At 57.6% G+C, this 20,644-nt stretch carries 20 protein-coding genes; 12 read left to right on the top strand and 8 right to left on the bottom strand.

The annotated features are described in order from the left end of the window. Nucleotides 1-14 precede the first annotated feature (14 nt). Complete coding sequence (locus tag ACUN8H_RS02410) at nucleotides 15-881, bottom strand: RibD family protein (protein WP_445531072.1); 867 nt, start codon at nucleotides 879-881, stop codon at nucleotides 15-17. A gap of 142 nt (nucleotides 882-1,023) precedes the next feature. Between ACUN8H_RS02410 and ribA the strand changes: the two genes are divergently transcribed. Beyond that, nucleotides 1,024-2,127, top strand: coding sequence for a GTP cyclohydrolase II RibA (gene ribA, locus ACUN8H_RS02405; RefSeq protein ID WP_445530573.1), 1,104 nt, complete (start codon nucleotides 1,024-1,026; stop codon nucleotides 2,125-2,127). Nucleotides 2,128-2,174: 47 nt separating this feature from the next. Here ribA and ACUN8H_RS02400 read toward each other — a convergent pair whose 3' ends face one another. The 3 genes from ACUN8H_RS02400 to ACUN8H_RS02390 are packed head-to-tail and all read right to left on the bottom strand — an operon-like array spanning nucleotide 2,175 to nucleotide 5,316. Beyond that, nucleotides 2,175-2,948 (bottom strand): creatininase family protein, encoded by a 774-nt coding sequence (locus ACUN8H_RS02400; RefSeq protein ID WP_445530572.1) that lies wholly within the window; start codon nucleotides 2,946-2,948, stop codon nucleotides 2,175-2,177. Nucleotides 2,949-2,966: 18 nt separating this feature from the next. Next, nucleotides 2,967-3,779 carry an FkbM family methyltransferase gene (locus ACUN8H_RS02395; protein WP_445531071.1) on the bottom strand — a complete coding sequence of 271 codons (813 nt, stop codon included), beginning with the start codon at nucleotides 3,777-3,779 and terminating at the stop codon, nucleotides 2,967-2,969. Then, nucleotides 3,769-5,316: a glucan biosynthesis protein gene (locus ACUN8H_RS02390; RefSeq protein WP_445530571.1), complete on the bottom strand. Its 1,548-nt coding sequence runs from the start codon at nucleotides 5,314-5,316 to the stop codon at nucleotides 3,769-3,771. Before ACUN8H_RS02390 ends, ACUN8H_RS02395 begins: the two co-directional genes overlap by 11 nt. 238 nt (nucleotides 5,317-5,554) lie before the next feature. Here ACUN8H_RS02390 and ACUN8H_RS02385 point away from each other — a divergent pair, with 238 nt between their 5' ends. Next, a complete protein-coding gene (locus tag ACUN8H_RS02385; RefSeq protein WP_445530570.1) occupies nucleotides 5,555-7,219 on the top strand; it encodes an alkaline phosphatase in 1,665 nt (554 codons plus the stop codon). Then, nucleotides 7,216-8,625 carry a mannose-1-phosphate guanylyltransferase/mannose-6-phosphate isomerase gene (locus tag ACUN8H_RS02380; protein WP_445530569.1) on the top strand — a complete coding sequence of 470 codons (1,410 nt, stop codon included), beginning with the start codon at nucleotides 7,216-7,218 and terminating at the stop codon, nucleotides 8,623-8,625. The genes ACUN8H_RS02385 and ACUN8H_RS02380 overlap by 4 nt, the downstream gene beginning before the upstream one ends. A gap of 19 nt (nucleotides 8,626-8,644) precedes the next feature. Here ACUN8H_RS02380 and ACUN8H_RS02375 read toward each other — a convergent pair whose 3' ends face one another. From ACUN8H_RS02375 to ACUN8H_RS02360, 4 genes are all read right to left on the bottom strand, one after another. Then, nucleotides 8,645-8,995, bottom strand: a complete 351-nt coding sequence (locus ACUN8H_RS02375; RefSeq protein ID WP_445530568.1) for a DUF4870 family protein — start codon at nucleotides 8,993-8,995, stop codon at nucleotides 8,645-8,647. 13 nt (nucleotides 8,996-9,008) lie between these two features. Further along, nucleotides 9,009-9,944: a lysophospholipid acyltransferase family protein gene (locus tag ACUN8H_RS02370; RefSeq protein ID WP_445530567.1), complete on the bottom strand. Its 936-nt coding sequence runs from the start codon at nucleotides 9,942-9,944 to the stop codon at nucleotides 9,009-9,011. Nucleotides 9,945-9,946: 2 nt separating this feature from the next. Then, nucleotides 9,947-10,336, bottom strand: coding sequence for a DUF4870 family protein (locus ACUN8H_RS02365; protein ID WP_445530566.1), 390 nt, complete (start codon nucleotides 10,334-10,336; stop codon nucleotides 9,947-9,949). 62 nt (nucleotides 10,337-10,398) lie between these two features. Further along, entirely contained in the window at nucleotides 10,399-10,782 is a 384-nt protein-coding gene (locus ACUN8H_RS02360; RefSeq protein WP_035577443.1) for a VOC family protein, read from the bottom strand. 40 nt (nucleotides 10,783-10,822) lie between these two features. On the opposite strand from ACUN8H_RS02360, the gene ACUN8H_RS02355 reads away from it, so the two are divergent. From ACUN8H_RS02355 to ACUN8H_RS02315, 9 genes are all read left to right on the top strand, one after another. Then, the gene (locus ACUN8H_RS02355; RefSeq protein WP_445530565.1) at nucleotides 10,823-11,467 is read left to right on the top strand and encodes a class I SAM-dependent methyltransferase; all 645 of its coding nucleotides are present in this window, start codon (nucleotides 10,823-10,825) and stop codon (nucleotides 11,465-11,467) included. A gap of 153 nt (nucleotides 11,468-11,620) precedes the next feature. Next, nucleotides 11,621-12,994 (top strand): MFS transporter, encoded by a 1,374-nt coding sequence (locus ACUN8H_RS02350; protein ID WP_445530564.1) that lies wholly within the window; start codon nucleotides 11,621-11,623, stop codon nucleotides 12,992-12,994. 124 nt (nucleotides 12,995-13,118) lie between these two features. Continuing rightward, on the top strand, nucleotides 13,119-14,906 hold the full coding sequence (locus ACUN8H_RS02345; RefSeq protein WP_445530563.1) for an acyl-CoA dehydrogenase: 1,788 nt from the start codon (nucleotides 13,119-13,121) through the stop codon (nucleotides 14,904-14,906). Nucleotides 14,907-15,024: 118 nt separating this feature from the next. Beyond that, a complete protein-coding gene (locus tag ACUN8H_RS02340; RefSeq protein ID WP_445530562.1) occupies nucleotides 15,025-16,653 on the top strand; it encodes an acyl-CoA synthetase in 1,629 nt (542 codons plus the stop codon). A gap of 38 nt (nucleotides 16,654-16,691) precedes the next feature. Continuing rightward, a complete protein-coding gene (locus ACUN8H_RS02335; protein ID WP_445530561.1) occupies nucleotides 16,692-17,540 on the top strand; it encodes a 3-hydroxybutyryl-CoA dehydrogenase in 849 nt (282 codons plus the stop codon). 117 nt (nucleotides 17,541-17,657) lie between these two features. Next, a complete protein-coding gene (locus ACUN8H_RS02330; protein ID WP_445530560.1) occupies nucleotides 17,658-18,431 on the top strand; it encodes an enoyl-CoA hydratase/isomerase family protein in 774 nt (257 codons plus the stop codon). A gap of 103 nt (nucleotides 18,432-18,534) precedes the next feature. Then, entirely contained in the window at nucleotides 18,535-19,149 is a 615-nt protein-coding gene (locus tag ACUN8H_RS02325; protein WP_445530559.1) for a LysE family translocator, read from the top strand. A gap of 64 nt (nucleotides 19,150-19,213) precedes the next feature. Continuing rightward, nucleotides 19,214-19,915: a glutathione S-transferase N-terminal domain-containing protein gene (locus ACUN8H_RS02320; protein WP_445530558.1), complete on the top strand. Its 702-nt coding sequence runs from the start codon at nucleotides 19,214-19,216 to the stop codon at nucleotides 19,913-19,915. A gap of 69 nt (nucleotides 19,916-19,984) precedes the next feature. Next, on the top strand, nucleotides 19,985-20,524 hold the full coding sequence (locus ACUN8H_RS02315; protein ID WP_445530557.1) for a YaeQ family protein: 540 nt from the start codon (nucleotides 19,985-19,987) through the stop codon (nucleotides 20,522-20,524). Nucleotides 20,525-20,644 lie beyond the last annotated feature (120 nt).

Genomic DNA, 20,644 nt, shown 5'->3' with positions numbered 1-20,644 from the left:
AGAAAGCGCAACCCTCAGGCGGAGGTATCCCGCAGGCACAGGTCGAACAGTGTGTCGTCGCCACAGCGGAAAGTACGCGCGGGCGGGCGCAGCGCACTTTCAAGTGTCTCGATGGGCGTCATTTGAAGCCCCGGCCTGCCAGAGCCGATCAGCAGTGGCGCGACCAGCAGGTGCAGCCGATCAACGGCACCTGCTTCGATAAATTGAGACACCGTGATACCGCCACCTTCAATCAATACGCGGGGCAGGCCCTTACCGGCCAGCAGCGCAATGACATCAAGCGGGTTGAACTGCCCGTTGGTATCCAGCGGCAGCACGCAGTGCTGAACGTGGTCAGGCAGCGTCGTGTTAGCGACCCCCGGCCCTACCACCAGCAGCGTCGGCGCAGCGTCGTTGTCGAGCAGCGCCAAGTCCCTTGGAATGCGGCCGCGTGGATCAAGCACCACCCGCGTTGGGTGGTCACCGCTCACGTGGCGCACGGTCAACTGCGGATTGTCGGCGCTGGCGGTACCCGCGCCCACGACGACCGCATCGACCAACGCCCGCAGGCGGTGCAGGTGAACCAAACTTTCATGACCATTGATGTAATGCGAGTGGCCGCTTTCCGTGGCGATACGGCCATCCAGGCTCTGCCCCAGTTGAGCAATCACCCAGGCGGGGCGATGAGCCAGCGGGGTGAGGCAGTTGAGCAGCTCACGGGCCTCAGTAGAGACCGGCCAGGCCGTTTGCCACTCGCCGCTGTCCGTCAACGTGATGGCGACATTGCAAGCGCGCCGATCACGCAGCGCCAAGAGCCATTGCCAAGCGTCGGCCAGGGTAACATCGCCGCTAGAATTTCCAACACCGCTATTAACACCAGTATTGACATGGGAATCGGGCATGACGCCTCCGTGCTAAAAAATCCGCTTCATCATGCGGGCTCGACTTAGCTGTTATCAAGCAGTTCTAAACAGGCAGTTACGAATAAGTGATTTTTAGCACTAGCGCGTTCATCCCCCACGCCAGGAAGCCAGGAGGCCCTACATGTACCAGATAGAGCGAGCTATTTTCGATATCCGTCGTGGATTGCCAGTGGTGGTGAATGCCGGTGATCAGCGTTTGCTCGTGCAAGCACTGGAAGGCAGTGAATCCGTCGAAGCGATGGCCCGGTTGGCGGGTCAACGTCCTTCGCTGGTGCTAACCCGGCACCGCTTGGCCGCCATGGGCGTGACGTTAACCGCTGAAGCAGCCAGTTTGCCGCTGGCGGCAAGCATCACTACCAATGAGCTGCATGGATTGGCCACCTCAGAGTCGCCTTCTTCTGCTGCCGATGGGCTGTTAAGCGGACTAAAACCCGCCGCGTCAGCCGAAGTAGGCGCTGTTACGCTGATGCGTCGTGCACTGCTGATTCCAGCAGCGTTGTGTGCTTTTGTTAGCGAAGCGGCCACGGCGAATATTGAGCAGCAGCTAGCAGAAGGGCGGCTGCTGCAAGTGAACGCCGACGATGCCGAGGCATGCTTAGCCGGTGCGCCCGGCATGTTAAAGCGCGTTAGCGAAGCACACATTCCCCTTGAGGATGCTGCGGATAGCCGTTTTGTACTTTTCCGTGAACCGGACGGCCTACGTGAACACGTGGCGGTGGTCATCGGCAAACCGGAGAGCTGGGAGGGCGCTGTGCCATTACGACTGCATTCGGCGTGTTTAACCGGTGATCTTTTTGGCAGCCTGCGCTGCGACTGCGGCGAGCAGTTACGCAACGCCGTCGCCGATATTCAAGGCATGGGCGGCGGGGTGTTGCTTTATTTGGCGCAAGAAGGGCGAGGCATTGGTTTGGCCAATAAACTGCGCGCCTACACCTTGCAAGATGGCGGCCTGGATACCGTGGATGCCGACCAAGTGCTCGGTTTTGGTGACGATGAGCGCCAGTATGCCGTGGCAGTGGATATGCTCAACGCGCTCGATATCGAGCAAGTACAGCTGCTGACCAATAATCCATTGAAGATGGAAGCGTTGCGTCAGGGCGGCATTGAGGTGGTGTCGCGCCAAGCGTTATACGGCAGCGTGACCGATCACAACCAGCGCTATCTCAATGCCAAAGCCACCCGGGGCGGACATCTGTTAGAAGACGTACTCAGCGGCCAGCGCTAAGCACGTAACGGCGATGGAGAGCGTGGCTTCGCACCAATGTAGCAACGCTAGCGGGTTAGCGGTGGCAGGTGGGCGGTTTCAGTCACCACCACTGCTAACTGGTGGGCATAGTGCTTCACCAAACGTTCGCCTAGTTCGGCGCTGGCGTAGCTGGCATCCCCTGCCACGCCTTGAGTACTCAAATCCTCTGCTAACCAGGCAAACGCGGCGACGCCCTCTGCGCTCACCAAGGCATCACCTTCAGGCGCCGCAGTTGGTGTGGCTTGGTAGTGGTCGAGCTGAACAAGCGCGGGCGCTAAATATTGCATCATCGCGGTTTCGAGCAGCCCGCCGTGTAACCCGTAGCGGAGCTCTTCGAAGGCCATGGCATCTTCTAAGGGTGGCAGTCGCGTGTAGGTGGCTTTAACCACGCGCATGCCGTGGCGTCGACGCAGGGTGAGCCCGGCCAAATCCATCACCGCTTTGTTACCGCCGTGGCTATTGAGGAGGACCAGCCGCAGAATACCGGCGCGGGCTAAGCTGTCGCCATATGCTTCAAGCGTGGCAATGGCCAGCGGTGCAGGCAGGCTAAGCGTGCCGGGGAAACTGGCGTGCTCATCGCTTGCTCCAACGGCAATGGCGGGCAGGCAGATCACATCAAGGCTCGGATCAAGCTCTTTCAGCATGGCGTTCTGCAGGCCTTCTCCAATGGTTAGGTCGGTCGCCAAAGGGAGGTGGGTGCCATGCTGTTCAACGGCGCCGAGTACCAGCACCGCGACCGGGTCACGCTGGGCGAAATCGGCTAACTGGGGGGCGGTGAGTGATTGCCAGTGGTGAATCATTAAGTGATAAAGCCTCTGTTATCGAGTCATCAGGAGGGGGTGGTCGGCGCGGCAGGCGTAGAGATCACCTGAGGCCAACCCCTCGGCACCCGCGCTTAGCCACTCACTCATTGCCTGCGGGGTTTGCCACTCGGCCCAACGGAAATGACGCTGCTCGCCAGCAACGGCGTTGTAGCGGTACTCGCCAAGGCCACTCAAATGGCCAATACAGGCGTGATTGACCGCTAACGCGCCGGCCACAAACTCGACCGAAAGCGCCGCCACCGGGCGACTCAATCCAGCGAGCACTTCCGCCTCGAACCCTTCAACATCAATTTTGATAAAACTGGGCTCGCCATACGTTTCTATTAACGCGTCCAGCGTAGTGACCGGCACACGCAAATGCTGCTCCCAACGCACCTGGCGAAAGCCTGCATTGCGCTCACCAATCTGCTCGCGCCACTCGGTGGCCAGGGTGGAGAGTGTCGGGTTACTGGCGCTGATAGCGATGTCGGCAAAGCCGGCTGTCGGACCGGCGGCGATTGGTAGCAAGGTGATACCCGTGGGCCTAACCAAACGCTTGAACCACTTGGCGAGATCGGGCTGGGGCTCGAGTGACACGACTTTGGCGCCTAGGGCGTGAAAGGCTGCACTGCGGTCGCCCAAGTGGGCGCCAATATCAAAGGCGACAGCGCCGGGCTTAATAAACGGCTGGTAAAGGCGCTGAAGCCCGCGCTGACGGCCCGGGCGCCAGTAAATAAACAGTGAGCGGGCAAGGCCGCCGGCGCTACGCAGCCGTTGTAGCGCCGTATGGCGCATGGGTTGGCGTCCCTGGCTATCTTCATCCAGCATCGGGGTACCACACATAGTTCCACGTTTCGCTCACTGGCTTGTCGTTCAGCATCAGCCTCAAGCGCACATCGCTGGGTTGGTCTCCCGCGGGCAGGCGGAAACTTGCGCGCCAACCCTGGTTGGGTAAGGGTGTTACCTGGGGCAGCATGACCTCGCCCTGTTGGGCGCTGATAGCCAGCTCGACTGGTTGGTCGGCGGTGATATCCTCAAGCGCTCCGCCCTGGAAGTCGACAATGAACTGGCGTTCGCCAGGGGTGGCCGAATCCGCCTGCCCCGGTACGCCTGCGCTGCCGTGGCGAGTGCGAATGACGCGACCCAGCGTATGCGCTTCTGGCTGGGTGTTGAGGGTGTGCGTTAGGTAGTGAAGGCGGCGAGACTCGCCCGCGTTCAATGTATCGTCCGCTACCCAGTAGGCGACGATATTGTCGTGGGTTTCATCGGGGGTAGGAATTTCCACCAGCTCCACATGGCCCGGCCCCCACTCATCTAACGGTACCACCCACTGACTGGGGCGGCGGTGGTATTGGGCTTCCGTATCCAGGTAGCGGTTAAAGTCACGCTCCCGCTGCATCAGGCCAAACCCTTGAGGTGAGTTATCGGCAAAAGTGGAGGTGTGAAGGTGGGCGGGGTTCGTGAGCGGTCGCCAGATCCACTCGCCGCCACCGGTATGCATGAGCAGGCCGTCGGAGTCGTGCACTTGCGGGCGGAAGTCGTCGGGACGCTTTTGACTTGCCTCGCCGTAAGTGAACATGCTGGTAAGCGGGGCAACCCCCAACTTGGCAATGTCTTCACGAGCGAACAGCTCGGCTTCCACTTCTACCCGGGTATTGTCACCGGGTTGGATAACAAAGCGATAGGCGCCGCTGACGGAAGGGCTATCCATTAACGCGAGTAGCTCAATCTGCTTGGCATCGGCGCCGGGCTGGTAGAGCCAGAACTCGCGAAACGCCGGGAACTCCTCACCCTCAGGGGAGGCGGTATCGATAGCAAGGCCCCGACTAGATAACCCGTAGGCTTGGTCGCGGCCGACAATGCGGAAATAGCTGGCACCGAGAAAAACGGCAAATTCGTCCGCATAGGCGTCATTGTTCAGTGGGTAGTGCAAGCGAAAGCCTGCGTGGTCACTACCCGATAAGTCGTACTCCTTGAGCTTTTCGGCATTGCCGTCGTAGGAGTAGTCTTCCGCCGAAAAAGGCAGCGGGGTGGCGGTGTCGTTTTCAATGACGTTTAGCGCCACCGGGGTTTGAAAGAGGAAACCACTGTGAAACAGCTGCATACTAAAGGGGCTTTCATTGCGCCAATAGGCGTGATCAGGGTCAAAGCGAATTTGCCGGTAGGTATCGTAATCGAGTTCACGCAATACCGCAGGCAGCGTCTCTTCAGGGGCTTCATAAGCCTCTTCGGCAAGCTGCTGAGCGCGCTCGATGACCGCACAAAAATGATTATCGTCTGCGGCAAAAGTGGGAGCGGCTGCCGTGCAGCCAAGTAACATCATCCACTTACCTGCCTGCCACTTACCAAAATGGCTAGAACGCATGGGCGAGATCCTTTCGAGTGAAGGCCTGCAAAACGCATGGCAATAAATCACGCAACGCGTGAAATGTTTAAACAATAACTATACGATTGATTGCAACAGTACATGATTGTTGCGCTTTTCAGCAGCCTTAATCCTTGCTCACGTGCCTTGATGACTTATATAGCCTCGTGAAGAGGCGGAGCACTGACAGGCCATACTGCGGATACTGTAAGCTAAAGTAGGCACAAATGAGAATGCGATGAGTCGATTAATATTTACCTTGCTACTGCTGAATTTATTGCTCATTGCACCGCTGTGGTGGCGTTTGGGAGAAATCGGTACCCCTCTGATCGCTTGGGAGGCGCTGGTTATCGCGCCTTTGATGTTATTGCTTCCCGTCGGTCGCCTGCGACGTTTGGTCGGCGTGGGGCTTGTCAGTTGTATCATGGTGGCCACTGCTGCCAATTTGGGCACGGCCGCGACCCATATGGCGTTTGCCCGGCCGCTCAACCTTTACCTCGATGTTCCTTTGCTGCGCTCCATTTACCATCTTTTAGCGGGTAATTTAGGCCAATTTTTGGCAGTGTGTGCCATGTTGGCAGGCGGCGCCATGCTGCTGGGTATCGCTTTCGGCGTCGTGCGGCTACTACTTCCGCCTGTCGCTTACTCCCCTAAGCGGCCACCCGGCGTTGCGGCATTAGCGCTGTTAACCATGGCCTCCGCCTGTGCCGCCCTTGAGCTGGGCGGTGTTCGGTGGGTAGATAGCGCCCGCTTGCCAATGGTGAACACCACGCACTTTCAATGGCAGCAAATAACCGAGACCCACACGGCCCGCCTTGCCTTTACCGCGCAACTGGATGCGGCGCCGATGGAAAGCCAGCCACTTCCGGGGCTTGCCGGTCACAATGTGCTGCTGACCTTTATCGAGTCATACGGTGTTTCGGCACTGGATGACCCGCGCTATGCGAATGTTCTGCTACCTACCCTGGGCGATCTGCAGCAGCGGCTAGAGGCGCAGGGGCTGCACGTTGTCTCCGGCTTGTTGGCGTCGCCGATTCGTGGCGGTCAATCCTGGCTTGCCCATGCGACGACGCTTAGCGGTCGCTGGATTGATAATCAGCTGTGGTACCAGTTGATGTTAAACAGCAACCATACCACCCTGATCGACGATTTCAGCGCCACCGGTCAGCGTACGCTGGCGGTGATGCCTGCTATCTCCATGGCATGGCCGGAAGGGGAGGCCTATGGCTTCGATCAGATTGCCGCTGCGAAGGACATCGACTACGCCGGCCCTGCGCTCAACTGGGTCACCATGCCCGACCAATTCACCCTGGATTACACTCAAAAACACTTGCTGGGGGATTCACCGGTGTTTGCCCAGTTGGCGTTGATCTCTAGCCATGCCCCCTGGACGCCTATCCTGCCGGTCATCGAGGAGTGGTCTCTGGTGGGGGATGGCAGCATTTTTGCACCTTGGGAGCATGCTGGCGACCCGCCCGAAGTGCTGTGGCAGGACATCGAGCGTATTCGTGACCACTACGCCTGGTCGGTGGACTACGCTGTAAAGGTCACCGGGCGCTGGGCCGAACGGGTGGTGGACGAGGATACAGTGATGATCGTTCTGGGCGATCACCAACCCGCGCCGCTAATCACCGGTGACGATGCCAGTGCGGCGGTGCCGGTGCATATTATCAGTGGTGATCCAGCGCTATTGGCGCCATTTTTGGCCCGTGGTTTTGTTCAGGGTACGCTGCCCCTGCTCGACCAAGCGACGCAAGCTCCCCGAATGAGCCAACTGCGCCATTGGCTGCAGGAAGACTTTGGGGCAGTAGCGTTTGCACTAGGCGCTGATTCAACAATAGGGACTCGGTTGGCACCAGAGAGCATCTCTCAGGTACAGGCAACGACAAGGACGCAGCAATGATCCAGCCAGTGATTTTAAGCGGCGGCAGTGGCACTCGGCTTTGGCCACTCTCCCGCGAGCAAATGCCTAAACAGTTTTTACGTTTGACCTCCCACCAGAGCCTGTTGCAGCAAACGCTGAGCCGTCTCGTCGGGTTGACCGAAGCGGCGCCGATGTTAATGGGGCACCATAGCCACCGCTTTTTAATGGCTGAACAGCTGCGCGAAATGGATCAACCCGCTACCGTGGTGCTCGAACCGGAAGGCCGCAATACCGCCCCCGCGATTGCCTGTGCGGCGCTGCTTGCCAGCCAGTCGGGTGATGATCCGCTCTTGCTAGTACTGCCTGCGGATCATGTGATCGGCGGTGTTGAGGCGTTCCAGCACAGCGTGTCCCTTGCCCAACCGTTGGCGGAAGCCGGCTTCCTGGTCACCTTTGGCGTCGTGCCGACGCAGCCTGAAACCGGCTACGGTTATATTGCCTGCGGTGAGCCGCTGGCGGGTGGCCATCGCCTGGCGTCCTTTATTGAAAAACCCACGGCGGAGCGCGCCGCTGAGCTGGTCGAAAGCGGTGACTATTTATGGAACAGCGGTATGTTCCTGCTGCGCGCTTCAACCTATTTAGCCCAGTTAAAGCAGTTACAGCCCGCCATGCTGGAAGCCTGCGAGGAGGCGGTGAGCGCTGCGCACCGTGACTTGGATTTTCTGCGTTTGGGCGAAACAGCTTTCAAGCGCTGCCCGGCAGACTCCATCGACTACGCGGTGATGGAGCACTGTGAGCACGCCGCTGTGGTGCCCTTGGCGGCTGCGTGGAGCGATATCGGCAGTTTCGATGCGCTTTGGGCCACCGTTGAACCTGATGCGGCGGGCAATGCCAGCAAAGGCGATGCCTGGTTGACCGATACGCAGGATTCGCTGGTGTTTGCCGAACATCGCCTTGTGGCGACGCTGGGTGTGCAGAATCTGATTGTGGTGGAAACATCGGACAGCGTGCTGGTGGCCCGTCGTGATCAGGCGCAGCAGGTCAAACAGCTGGTGGCTTCACTTTCAAAGGCAGGACGCAGCGAGCCCTGTTCGGCACCCCAAGTACAGCGGCCCTGGGGCAGCTTTCAGGCGATGGACAGTGGCGAGCGTTATCAGGTCAAGCACATTACCGTGAAGCCCGGTGGCCGGCTTTCACTGCAGCGCCACCACCACCGCGCTGAACACTGGATTGTGGTGAGAGGCACGGCGCGGGTAACGCTTGAAGAACGCAGTTTCTTGGTCAGTGAAAACCAGTCCACTTATATTCCCATTGGGGCGCTACACCGGTTGGAAAACACTGGCAAAATTCCCCTGGAACTGATCGAAGTGCAGTCGGGAAGCTACCTGGGCGAAGACGATATCGAGCGTTTGGATGACGTCTACGCCCGAGACAACAACGAATAACGGCTGCACTTACAAGAGCTTACCAGAGCCAGCTGGCGGGGCGCGCCGGTGGGTGGCCCTTGCGTACATCGACCCAGCCGAGCACACAGCGCACGCCGAGCCAAACGGCTAGCAGTGGCCAGAGCAGGGTGCCAACGATAAAAATGCTAAGCACAAAGGCGATACAGGCGTACAGCGTGCCGATCCAGAAGGTGCGAATCAGGTAACGGTAGTGTGGCTGTAGCCACGGCGTGGCCTCTTTACGGTAAACATACGCAATGATCACGCCGATCAGCAGGGTAATATTGGCGGTCACGATGCCCGCTAAATAGAGCGCATAAATTATCTGCGGCGGGCGTGTCTCATCCCGATTTAAGCTATCTTTCGACATAAATAAACTCTTGTTAATAAAGCCGGTAGTCGCGGTAGTTCGCTAGCTTTTGCTGCTCTTGAACTACTTTACGGTAGCGCTTGTACTCCCACTGATACTGGGCCGGCGCCAAGCCAATGGCGGCTTCCACGCTGGCATTGACGCCGGTGGCTGACTGCACATCATCATCGCTATAAACCCGTTCATCGGCATCCAAAAAATGAATTTCAAAGCCCTTCCCGGGGATACGTAGTGCAACGCCTGTGACCACGCGTGCCTGGGTGCGGGCCACGAGCTTGGGCAGCAGTGTGGCGGTGTAGGCATCGCGACCAAAAAACGGCGCGAAAACACCGCTGCCCCAATCGGGTTCCTGGTCTGGCAGAATGCCAATGGCTTCGCTGCGTTTAAGCGCTTTAAGCAGGGCCGCTACGCCGCGGGGGTTGGTGGGTACCAGGCTTGCGCCCATGCGTTCACGGCCATGGCGAATGACCGGATCAAGTGCGCTGATTTTAGGCGGCTCGTACATGGCGGTGAACGGGAAGTGACTGGATAGCCAGAAATTAAGCACTTCCCAGTTGCCAAAGTGAGGCGCCAGTACAATCACGCCGCGGCCATCGGTGCGGGCGTTATCGAGTTTATCGCGACCATGTACCGCTAAAATGCTGGTCTCTACTTTATCCGGCGCTGCCATCCAGGCGTGGCCTAACTCCAGCATGGTCGCCGTCGAGTGGCGCAAGCTATTCTGGGCGAGCGTGCTGCGCTCAGCGTTAGAGAGGTCGGGATAAACGGCTGTCAGGTTGCGCTCGGTTACCCAACGCTCACGCTTGTTGAAGCGGTAAACCACCGGCCCCAGTACCGAGGCCATGCGCCACAGCCACTTGAGCGACCAGCGGGACAATTGGCGCCAAAGCCAGCTAATCGCGCTGGCTTTGGAAAAACGCTGCTGGGAATCAACCGTTTGTTGCGTCATCGCTAAAACAGCCAGCTATCGACGTTGGACGGGGCGCGTTTTTCTTGCAGTCCTTTAAAGCCTTTAACGCAGCGGATAATCAACCAAACGGCGAGCGCCAGCAGTAGCGGGAAGCCAATCAGGATCAGTGTCAAGACAGAAAAGACAATGCCGTAGACTAATCCTATCCAGAACGTACGGATCTGATAGCGGTAGTGCTCGTCTAACCAGACAGGGCCTTTGCCCTTATAGACGTAGGCAATGATCACGCCAATAATCGACGTAAAACCAAGAAAGAAGCTCGCCAAGTAGAGTGCATAGATCACCATCGCCATGGTGGTGTCGGGCTGATGGGATCGCTCTTCACTGACAACGTCGCCTTCTAGTGGCGCCTGATTGGCGTTATCTTGCATGACATTTCCTTACGGTAAATCGCTCGATCGTGCTGATTGCGTACTGCTGAATGTGTCTTGCTTTAACGTGACGCGGGGCGGCAAATCTCCAACAGGTTGCCATCGGGGTCGCGCAGGTAGATAGACTCGATCGGGCCATTGGCCCCTTGGCGCGCTACGGGGCCGAGCTCGACCTCGATAGCCAGAGCGTCCAAATGCTGCTTGAATTCATCCAGCGGTAGTTGGCAACGCAGGCATAAATCCAGGCTGCCAGGCGTGGGTGTTGCTGAGATTGGCGCAATATCGGTGTCGGTTTGGTGTAGGCGTAATGCCGTATCGCCGAGCATTAAATCGACCCGTTGAGCATCTCGATAACGAACGTCCAAGCCTAAAACGCGTGAGTAGAAATCGACGGCGCGACCCATATCGGTCACTGTAACAACAAGATGATCCAGACCTGATAGCATGCCACTTTCCTTAATACATAACGATAAGCCAGAGAATACGATGATGCATCGCTGCCCCCTCTGCGCGGAAACCACCACAGCGCTTTACCACCGGGATCAGCGTCGTAACTACTACCAGTGTGCCACGTGCAAGCTGGTATTTGTGCCCCCCGAGCAGCATTTGAGCGCCGCCGCTGAAAAAGCCGAATACGACAAACATCAAAACTCGCCGCATGATACGGGATACCGGCGCTTTTTAGGGCGTTTATTTACCCCGTTGTTGGCCAAACTGCCGCCAGGCGCTCGCGGGCTCGATTTTGGCGCCGGGCCAGGGCCAACGCTGTCAGTGATGTTTGCCGAATACGGGCACCCAATGGCCATCTACGACCCTTTCTATGCCCCAGATGCTGGCGTGCTAACCCAAACGTTTGATTTTATCACCGCCACCGAAGTCGTTGAGCACTTGTCACAACCTGGCCAAGTACTGACGCAGCTGGCCGGGCAACTGGTTCCAGGCGGTTATCTTGGCTTGATGACGAAGCGTGTTTCTACCCCTGACGCCTTTGCTCGCTGGCACTATATTAGCGATCCCACGCACATCAGCTTTTTTAGTGAAGAAACCTTTCGTTGGTGGGCGCAAAATAATAATTTAGTAGTGGAATTTCCTGGCCCAGACACGGTTATTCTCTACAAAACGCTAAGGTGAAGATTTGTAACCTTAGAAAAGCATTGACTTTGCCTTCTTGGGGGCAATAATTGCGCGCCGCTATTGCTGCCTGACTCGGTGTGCCAGGTGAAATGTCGGCTCTAATCCTTTCGTTTGGTAACGCTTTCTCTTTCTAGGCAAGGTGAGGTTTTCATGTCGCGGCAACTGTTGGCCATGGCGCTAGCGCCCCTTTTAGGGCTCTTCATTCTCGGGATCGGCAACGGTTTTCTGGCGACCCTGATTACCGTGCGCCTGGACGCCGCCGGTGAGTCGGCCACGGTGATCGGTATTGTCTCCTCGGCTTACTTCATCGGTCTGGCGTTAGGGGCAATGGTGAATGACCGTCTACTGCTGCGTATTGGACATATTCGTGCCTACGGCAGTTTTGCCTCCTTAGTGGCCGTGACGGTGCTGCTACAAGGCCTGTTCTTCGACCCCTGGGCATGGTTTGCGCTGCGCTTGATTGGCGGCTGGGCCACCGTTGGGGTGTATCTGGTCATTGAAAGCTGGTTGCTTACCGCTGGTGATCAAAGAGTCCGTGGCCGCTTGCTGGCGCTATATATGATTTCACTGTATGCCGCAGGCGTATTGGGGCAGTTGCTGCTGGGCGTGACCAACGCCATGGGCGTGACGGCTCCCTTTATGGTCATTGGGCTGTTGGCGTCGCTCTCTGTGCTGCCGATGGCGATGATTCCCCGCGTGTCGCCGATAATGGAACAGGCTGAACCGCTGCCACCCCATCGGCTGATCACCCTAACGCCGACCGGCGTCATGGGCAGTTTGGGCTCAGGGATGGTGGTTGCCGCGGCGTACACGCTACTACCTCTTTATTTGCAGCGTAATGGTATGAGCGTCAGCCAAGTGGGGCAGATGATGGCGGTCGTCATCATGGGCGCCATGCTGCTGCAGTACCCGATAGGTCGTTGGTCAGATCGCCATGACCGCCAGATGGTACTGATTGGGATCAGCGGTTTTTGCGTACTGATCTCGGCGGCGATGCTGTGGCTGCCGCTCTCCACGCCGCTGTTGGCAGTGCTGCTGTTCCTGTTGGGTGGTGGTGTGTTTGCCCTCTATCCGGTGGCGGTCAGCCACGCCGCCGACCGGGCGCCGGCGGGGGCGCTTGTGCGCATGAGTCAGGGCTTGCTATTGATCAATTCGATTGGCGCTACCATCAGCCCGCTGTTGATCTCGCCGGTCATGACAGTGATGGGCGATGCGGGTCTGTTCTGGGCCTTCGGTTCAATGAGCCTGTTCTTTGTAATGTTCTTCTCCTGGCGTCGTCATGTGCGCCCTGCGCCGCTGCCGGTGGCACCGTTTACACCTACGACACCCATGACCGCTGCCGGTGCCGAGCTAGTGGTTACTGAAGAGTTAATGCAAGGGGCGCTAGAGCACGAGCATCTGGAAGATCTTTCCGGCGCCGTGTGGGACGTTGACGCCGTCGAGCCCGTGGTCGGACCGCCAGCGGAAGATGAGAGCCATATCACTTATTATGATGATGTGGAGCAAGCGGGCGTGCGAAAGTAGCCTCAGGTAAGGGCGTTGAACGCTAGTGGCTGATACCTTGGGCTAATGGTGTAGGCGGGTGAGTATTACTACTATCCACCTTAGCCTTTCAAACATTTGTTTCATTTTCAGCCCGAGGTCCGCCATGAATGTTTACGCCGCGCCGATACGTGACTTGCGCTTTGTGCTCGAAGAGCTGTTAGCGCATCGCTCGCTCAGCTTGCCGGGCTTTGAAGAGGCCACGCCTGATCTGGTGGACGCGGTACTCGAAGAAGCGGCGAAACTGGCTGGTGACGTCTGGGGCCCGCTGAACAAGATTGGCGATCAGCAGGGGGCTAAACGCAATGCCGACGGCAGCGTCACCACGCCGGAAGGCTTCGCGGCGGCCTATCAGGCGTATGTCGAAGGCGGCTGGAACGGCATTGGTGTTTCCGAAGCGTTGGGTGGACAAAACCTGCCCGAAGTGGTCGCCAGTGCGGTGCAGGAGATGCTCCACGGCGCCAACATGGCGCTGGGACTTTGCCCGATGCTCACCGCCGGTGCCATTGAGGCGTTGGCCCATCATGGCAGCGATGCATTAAAAACCACCTACCTGCCGAAACTGGTAGAAGGCACCTGGACCGGTACCATGAACCTGACCGAGCCTCAAGCTGGGTCAGACCTCTCTCAAGTGCGCACTCGCGCTGTGCCTGAAAACGACCACTACCGACTCAGCGGTCAGAAGATCTATATCACTTGGGGCGAACACGACGCGGCCGAGAACATCATTCACCTGGTACTGGCCCGTAAACCCGATGCGCCGGAAGGTAATAAAGGCATCTCACTCTTTTTAGTGCCCAAGTTCCGGGTCAATGAAGATGGCTCTCTAGGCGAGCGCAACGATGTGACCTGCGCGTCCATCGAACACAAGCTGGGCATTCATGGCTCACCCACCTGCACGCTGAGTTTTGGCGAAAACGGCGGCGCTGTTGGCTATTTGGTGGGGGAAGAGGGGCGTGGTCTTAACCACATGTTCACCATGATGAACGAGGCACGCCATAAAGTCGGTATTCAAGGCATCGGCGTAGCTGAGCGCGCCTGCCAGCATGCCTTTGCCTATGCGTTGGAGCGTCGCCAGGGGCGCGCTCCGAAGGCGCGTGGCGGTGCCGACTGCACTATCAGCGACCATTTGGATGTGCGCCGTATGTTGCTCTCCATGCGTGCGCGCACCGATGCGCTGCGTGCGCTAGCGCTTTATTGCGCCGCCGAGCTGGATACCGCCCGCCACGCTGAAAGTAATGAAGCCCGCCGCGCCGCCCAGGCCCGCGCTGATATCCTGATTCCAGTCATCAAAAGCTTCTCAACCGATCAAGCCGTGGATATTGCCTCCATGGGCATTCAGGTGCACGGTGGGATGGGTTACGTAGAGGAGACTGGTGCCGCCCAACTGCTGCGCGATGCCCGTATTGCACCGATTTATGAAGGCACCAACGGTATTCAGGCGCTCGACTTGGCGGGGCGTAAGCTCCAACGCGACAACGGTGAAGCGCTGACGGTGCTGTTGAAAGACGTGGCCGCCACCGTGGAGCAGCTCAACGCCGACCCTGCATTGAAAGCGTTGGGCGCTGGCTTGGCTGCAGGCCTTGAAGATTTAAAAGCCGCCCAAGCGATGGTGTTAGCGCAGGGCAGTGACCCTGAGAACGGCGCCGATGCGGTGCAGGCCTATGCCACGCCGTTTCTTAACTTGTCGGGCCACGTGCTGTGCGCATGGCAAATGGGCCAGTCGGCCCTGCTTGCCCAGGCTGCTCTGAATAACGGCAGCGGCGATCCCTTCTATACTGCCAAGTTACGCAGCGCGGAATTTGCGATCACTCAATGGCTGCCGGTAGGGCGTGCCCAACGCGCGGTGATCGAGGCGGGAACACAGTGTTTAAGCGAATTTGAGGTTTATTGACGTTAATGCGCGAGTCAGCACCGCCGCCCTAGAGGCGGCGGTGCCGTTTCTAGGCAATCAAAACAACTATTTAAAACGATCCCTTAAAACGGATGCTAAACAACAACAGGAGCCGACCATGGCCGCTATTTTCGAGCAAGGCTTGCCTAAAACAGTCGCTAATCACGTACCGCTATCACCGCTGACCTTTATCGAACGCTCGGCGTCGATTTATCCCGATTACCCTGCCGTCGTACATGGCAGTACCCGGCGCACGTGGGGTCAAACCTGGGAGCGCTGTCGCCAGCTTGCTTCTGCACTCGAAAAGCGGGGCATTCAGCCGGGCCAAACCGTGGCCGCCATGCTGCCCAATATCCCCGCCATGTTTGAAGCGCACTTTGGTGTGCCGCTGGCGGGCTGCGTGCTTAACACGCTTAATATTCGTCTGGATGCCGAGGCAATCAGCTATATGCTTGAGCATGGCGAAGCCAAAGCCATTCTGGTCGATCCCGAGTTTGCTGACGTTATTCAGCAAGCCGTCGCCAAGCTAACCGATAAACCGCTAATCATTGATGTGGCCGATGTAGAGTTCCTTGGCGATAACCAGGGCATTGGTGAGATCGAGTACGAGGCGCTGCTTAGCGAAGGTAATGCCGATTTTGCCTATCAACTGCCTGCGGATGAGTGGGACGCGATCTCGCTGAACTACACCTCTGGCACGACCGGCAAACCCAAGGGTGTGGTGTATCACCACCGCGGCGCTTATCTCAACGCGGTGAGCAATATCATGGAGTGGGCCATGCCCCACCACCCGATCTACCTATGGACACTGCCGATGTTTCACTGCAACGGCTGGTGTTTTCCATGGACCATTGCCGCCAATGCGGGCGTGAACGTTTGCCTGCGCCGGGTCGACCCGAAAAAGATCATGCAACTGATTGGCGATGAAAAGGTGACTCACTTCAGCGGGGCGCCGATTATTCTCAATGGGTTGGTGAATCTACCCGCGGAAGATAAACGCCAGTTCGACCACCCGGTAAAAGTGACCACCGCCGGTGCCGCGCCGCCCGCCTCGGTGATTTCCGGTGTCGAGAAGCTGGGCATTGAAGTCACCCATGTGTATGGCCTTACGGAAGTGTACGGGCCGGTGACCGTGTGCGCCTGGCGTGAGGAGTGGGATGAATTACCCATCGAAGCGCGAGCCAAAATCAAAGCGCGTCAGGGTGTGCGCTATCATATGCTGGAAGCCCTGTGCGTGGCCGACCCGCTGACCCTGGAACCGGTGCCTAAAGATGGCCAAACCATGGGCGAGATACTGATGCGCGGCAACAACGTCATGAAAGGTTATCTGAAGAATCCGGAGGCCACCCAGCAGGCGTTGGAAGGCGGGTGGTATCACACCGGCGATCTGGCGGTTTGGCATCCGGATGGCTATATCGAGATCAAGGATCGCTCGAAAGACATCATTATTTCCGGGGGAGAGAACATCTCGACCATCGAGGTGGAAGACGCTATTTACGGCCATCCCGCTGTAGAAGAGGCAGCGGTGGTCGCCAAGCCTGACGAGAAGTGGGGCGAGACGCCCTGTGCCTTTGTAAAGCTTAAAGTGGGGTACGGTGAAGTCACCGAGGCGGATATTATCGCTCACTGTCGTGAACATTTGGCGGGTTACAAAGTCCCCAAAACGGTCATTTTCAGTGAACTGCCCAAAACCTCCACGGGCAAGATTCAAAAGTTCGTACTGCGTGAAGAAGCCAAGCAGCATTAATGAAGGCAACGCATTGTTTACCAAGAGGGAGAGTGTGCATGAGTGACAAGTTGATCGGTGTGGTCGGCGCGGGAACCATGGGGCAGGGAATCGCTCAAGTGGTTGCCGCCAGCGGTTTCAATGTTCGGCTCTATGATGTGGCCGAGCAGCAGCTTTCCCGTGCTGAAGCGAATATCGACAAAGGCTTGGGCAAACTAGTGGCGAAAGAGAAACTCAGCGAGGCAGATAAAACCGCGGCTTTAGCGCGCCTCTCTACCACGACCACCCTTGATGACCTGAGCACCTGCGCGATCATTATCGAGGCCGCCCCTGAGCAGCCTGAACTCAAAGAGAGGCTGTTCCGCGATCTAAGCCGTTTGAGCAGTGAGGCTATTTTAGCCTCCAACACCTCGTCGCTGTCCCTCACCCGGCTGGCGGCGGTGTGCGAGCACCCTGAGCGCGTGGTGGGCATGCACTTCTTTAATCCGGTGCCGGTGCTCAAATTGGTGGAAGTGATTCGCGCCGAGCAAACCTCGGACGCTACCGTGGCCGAGATTGAAACTCTCGCAAAGGCGCTGGGCAAAACCGCCGTACCGGTAGGCGATGCGCCAGGCTTTGCTGTGAATCGCCTGCTGGTGCCCATGATCAATGAAGCTGCTTTTATCGTGCAAGAAGGTACCGCCACGCCAGAAGCGATTGATGAAGCGATGAAGCTAGGGGCCGCTCATCCCCTCGGGCCGTTAGCGCTGGCGGACCTGATCGGCCTGGACGTTTGTTTGGCGATTATGGAAGTGCTGCAAGAGGGTTTTGGCGACCCCAAATACCGCCCCTGCCCACTGCTCAAGCGCATGGTGGCGGCGGGCTATCTTGGCCGTAAGAGCGGGCGCGGATTTTATCACTACGACTAGCTTGCGCTGACGCGAGGCGCGGGGCATAAAGAAGTCATTGCCACTCAACCAAGCGTTCGCTAGGGTTGAGTGGTGTTCACTTTCATATTCAATAACAAATCGAATAAGGAGTCCGCCATGAGCGAAGCAGTCATTGAGAAGGTTGATAACGATGGGATGGTGCGACTGACCATCAATCGTCCTAAAGCATTGAACGCCCTTAACAGCGAAGTGCTGGCCGCCCTGGAAGCGCATTTAGTCGAACTCGAAGCCCACCCGAATCTACGCGCCGTGCTGATTACCGGTGCGGGCGAGAAATCCTTCGTGGCCGGTGCAGATATCACCGAAATGCGCGAAAAAACACCCGAACAGGCGCGGGCTTTCGCCAGCCAAGCGCTGCGTACGATTAAACGCCTAGAGACACTGCCCGTGCCGGTGGTCGCGTTGGTGAACGGGTTTTGCCTTGGCGGCGGCTGCGAACTGGCGCTGGCCTGCGACTGGGCAGTAGCCAGCGACAATGCCGTATTCGGCCAGCCGGAAGTACTGCTGGGCGTGATCCCAGGCTTTGGCGGCACCCAGCGTCTGCCCCGCCGCGTTGGCCCCGCCATGGCGATTGATCTGGTCACCACTGGCCGTAAAATCGACGCCCAGGAAGCGCTGCGTATCGGTCTAGTGAACCGCGTGATGCCGCAAGCGGAACTGGAAAGCTACGTTGAAGAGCTCACCAAACAACTGAAAGGCAACGGCCCGCAGTCAGTGCGCGGCGCCAAGCAGGCCGTTCACGACGGCATGGATCAAGACCTGGATAGCGCACTAGCGCTGGAAACCAGCCTGTTCGCGCTTTGCTTTGCTGGCGCCGAGCAGAAAGAGGGCATGGCAGCGTTTGTCGAAAAGCGTAAAGCCAACTTCTAAACCCGATTTCCTTGCGGTTTTACTTATTTAGGGGGTGGCGCTTGCGTCACCCCCGTTTTATTCTCGAAGACTCACTACTTTTCACCTTTCGGGGGTTGCCACGATGCAATGGGCCGCGTTCATCCTCGCTGCACTGGGTTTTGCCTATCTACCTGGGCCTGCCATGCTTTACACCGCCGCGCAGACGTTGGGGCGTGGCCGCCGGGCCGGGTGGCTAGCGGTTATCGGTGTACATATGGGCTGCTACATCCACGTTATTGCTGCGGCGCTTGGTTTGGCGCTGCTGTTTGCGGCCATCCCTCCAGCCTATGTCGCCATGAAGGTTATCGGCGGGCTTTACTTGCTCTGGATGGGGCTACGGCTATGGCAGCAGGGCATCCATGCCCATGAAGAGGTGCCATTGGCAACGACGAAGCGCGTACTGCGCGACAGTTTTTTGGTGGAAGTACTCAACCCTAAAACAGCCCTCTTTTTTGTCGCTTTTCTGCCCCAGTTCGTCCAGCCAGAGAGCGCTATGCCAGTGGCATGGCAACTGCTCTGGTTGGGGGTAGCCACCAATGCTCTATTCTCGTCTGCCGACGTCGTGGTAGTGCTTCTAGCCAGCCCGTTGCGCGAATGGTTACGCAAATCACATGGCTCCTCCAGGCTGATTCAGCGTATTGGCGGTGGAGTATTGATGGGGTTAGGGGGCAATACTTTGGCGCAGGCGACACGTTAATAAAGACTTTTCTGTTCTGCTAGCTTGTTCGGCTAATGTTTCATAATCACGCAAGGAGCACGAGATGTTTGATCTCTATATCGCTAATAAAAACTACTCTTCTTGGTCGTTGCGCCCTTGGGTGTTGATGAAAGTGCTGGAGATTCCGTTTAACGAACATCTCATGCCGTTCGAAGGTGGTTTTGGCGCGAGCCATGACACTTTTATTCATTTTTCACCTTCAGGCTTAGTACCCTGCTTGGTAGATAAAGCCGTCGACGATGGATTGGCGGTGTGGGATTCATTGGCCATCATCGAGTATCTGGCCGAGCAGTATGCTAGCGTTTGGCCGAGTGATAAGGCGGCACGCGCCTGGGCGCGCGCTGCCACTGCCGAAATGCACAGCGGCTTTGGAGCGTTGCGTGATGAATGTTCAATGAACTGTGGCGTGCGGGTAGAGCTGAACAGCTTGTCAGCCAAGCTCAAGGCGGATGTAACCCGCCTGGATGCGTTATGGCAGCAGGGGCTTGAACGCTTTGGCGGGCCTTTCCTGGCGGGCGAGCACTTCACCGCCGTCGATGCGTTTTATGCGCCCGTCGCTTTTCGCATACAGACGTTTGGCCTGCCAATGAGTGAACAAGCCCAGGCGTATGTCGAGCGCTTACTGGCGCTACCAGCGATGCAGGGGTGGTATCAAGCCGCGCTTGAAGAGACGTGGCGCGAGCCCATGCACGAAGCTGAAACGTTGAAAAATGGCACGCTGAGTGCTGATTATCGCCACGCTTAACTTTCGCACAATTCACCCGCGGCACCTAGCATCGGGTACACTAGCGCAAATTTTCGTTTGGACACGTTCATGGCTCTTAGCGCAACGCCCTACAAAGTGGATATTAACCTCACCGATCTGGATCGCGGCGTTTATGAAACGCTGCGTTTTACCGTGGCGCGTCACCCGTCCGAAACCGAAGAGCGCATGAGCGCTCGCCTGCTGGCCTATGTGTTGTGGTACAGCGAGTCACTCGCCTTTGGCCGTGGGCTGTCTGATGTCGATGAGCCAGCACTGTGGGAGAAAAGCTTAGACGGGCGCTTGCTGCACTGGATTGAAGTGGGTTTACCAGACGCTGAGCGCATCACGTGGTGTTCGCGCCGGGCAGAGCGAGTGTCACTGCTGGCCTATGGACGGGTCGATCTTTGGGAAAGCAAAGTACTGCCGAATGTGGCATCTTTGAAAAACGTACATGTGGCGGGCTTGCCCCAAGAGGCATTAGAAACCATCGCGAAAGATCTGCCGCGGGCGATTAATTGGGCCGTTATGATCAGCGAAGGATCTTTGTTTATTACCGACGAAAACGGTCAACACGAGATTACGCCACAGTGGTTGTTGCACGATCGCTAGAATTTATCAGACGTTCGTCTATCCTTTTCAGTAAGCAACGTTAACGATAGGCAAATAAAGGATGGCCGATGGGTCATCCTTTATTTTTTTAAATGTATGCTTGCTATCTTTTTGCACAAT

Source organism: Vreelandella sp. V005 (assembly GCF_052645115.1).
The sequence above is the reverse complement of the archived record's forward strand: the minus strand, read 5'-3'. Positions and strand labels throughout refer to the sequence as shown.

What these genes read in the sequence shown, in the direction of transcription:
- ACUN8H_RS02410 (WP_445531072.1), bottom strand. Translation starts at nt 881, where the DNA reads ATGCCCGATTCCCATGTCAATACTGGTGTTAATAGCGGTGTTGGAAAT.
- ribA (WP_445530573.1), top strand. Translation starts at nt 1,024, where the DNA reads ATGTACCAGATAGAGCGAGCTATTTTCGATATCCGTCGTGGATTGCCA.
- ACUN8H_RS02400 (WP_445530572.1), bottom strand. Translation starts at nt 2,948, where the DNA reads ATGATTCACCACTGGCAATCACTCACCGCCCCCCAGTTAGCCGATTTC.
- ACUN8H_RS02395 (WP_445531071.1), bottom strand. Translation starts at nt 3,779, where the DNA reads ATGCTGGATGAAGATAGCCAGGGACGCCAACCCATGCGCCATACGGCG.
- ACUN8H_RS02390 (WP_445530571.1), bottom strand. Translation starts at nt 5,316, where the DNA reads ATGCGTTCTAGCCATTTTGGTAAGTGGCAGGCAGGTAAGTGGATGATG.
- ACUN8H_RS02385 (WP_445530570.1), top strand. Translation starts at nt 5,555, where the DNA reads ATGAGTCGATTAATATTTACCTTGCTACTGCTGAATTTATTGCTCATT.
- ACUN8H_RS02380 (WP_445530569.1), top strand. Translation starts at nt 7,216, where the DNA reads ATGATCCAGCCAGTGATTTTAAGCGGCGGCAGTGGCACTCGGCTTTGG.
- ACUN8H_RS02375 (WP_445530568.1), bottom strand. Translation starts at nt 8,995, where the DNA reads ATGTCGAAAGATAGCTTAAATCGGGATGAGACACGCCCGCCGCAGATA.
- ACUN8H_RS02370 (WP_445530567.1), bottom strand. Translation starts at nt 9,944, where the DNA reads ATGACGCAACAAACGGTTGATTCCCAGCAGCGTTTTTCCAAAGCCAGC.
- ACUN8H_RS02365 (WP_445530566.1), bottom strand. Translation starts at nt 10,336, where the DNA reads ATGCAAGATAACGCCAATCAGGCGCCACTAGAAGGCGACGTTGTCAGT.
- ACUN8H_RS02360 (WP_035577443.1), bottom strand. Translation starts at nt 10,782, where the DNA reads ATGCTATCAGGTCTGGATCATCTTGTTGTTACAGTGACCGATATGGGT.
- ACUN8H_RS02355 (WP_445530565.1), top strand. Translation starts at nt 10,823, where the DNA reads ATGATGCATCGCTGCCCCCTCTGCGCGGAAACCACCACAGCGCTTTAC.
- ACUN8H_RS02350 (WP_445530564.1), top strand. Translation starts at nt 11,621, where the DNA reads ATGTCGCGGCAACTGTTGGCCATGGCGCTAGCGCCCCTTTTAGGGCTC.
- ACUN8H_RS02345 (WP_445530563.1), top strand. Translation starts at nt 13,119, where the DNA reads ATGAATGTTTACGCCGCGCCGATACGTGACTTGCGCTTTGTGCTCGAA.
- ACUN8H_RS02340 (WP_445530562.1), top strand. Translation starts at nt 15,025, where the DNA reads ATGGCCGCTATTTTCGAGCAAGGCTTGCCTAAAACAGTCGCTAATCAC.
- ACUN8H_RS02335 (WP_445530561.1), top strand. Translation starts at nt 16,692, where the DNA reads ATGAGTGACAAGTTGATCGGTGTGGTCGGCGCGGGAACCATGGGGCAG.
- ACUN8H_RS02330 (WP_445530560.1), top strand. Translation starts at nt 17,658, where the DNA reads ATGAGCGAAGCAGTCATTGAGAAGGTTGATAACGATGGGATGGTGCGA.
- ACUN8H_RS02325 (WP_445530559.1), top strand. Translation starts at nt 18,535, where the DNA reads ATGCAATGGGCCGCGTTCATCCTCGCTGCACTGGGTTTTGCCTATCTA.
- ACUN8H_RS02320 (WP_445530558.1), top strand. Translation starts at nt 19,214, where the DNA reads ATGTTTGATCTCTATATCGCTAATAAAAACTACTCTTCTTGGTCGTTG.
- ACUN8H_RS02315 (WP_445530557.1), top strand. Translation starts at nt 19,985, where the DNA reads ATGGCTCTTAGCGCAACGCCCTACAAAGTGGATATTAACCTCACCGAT.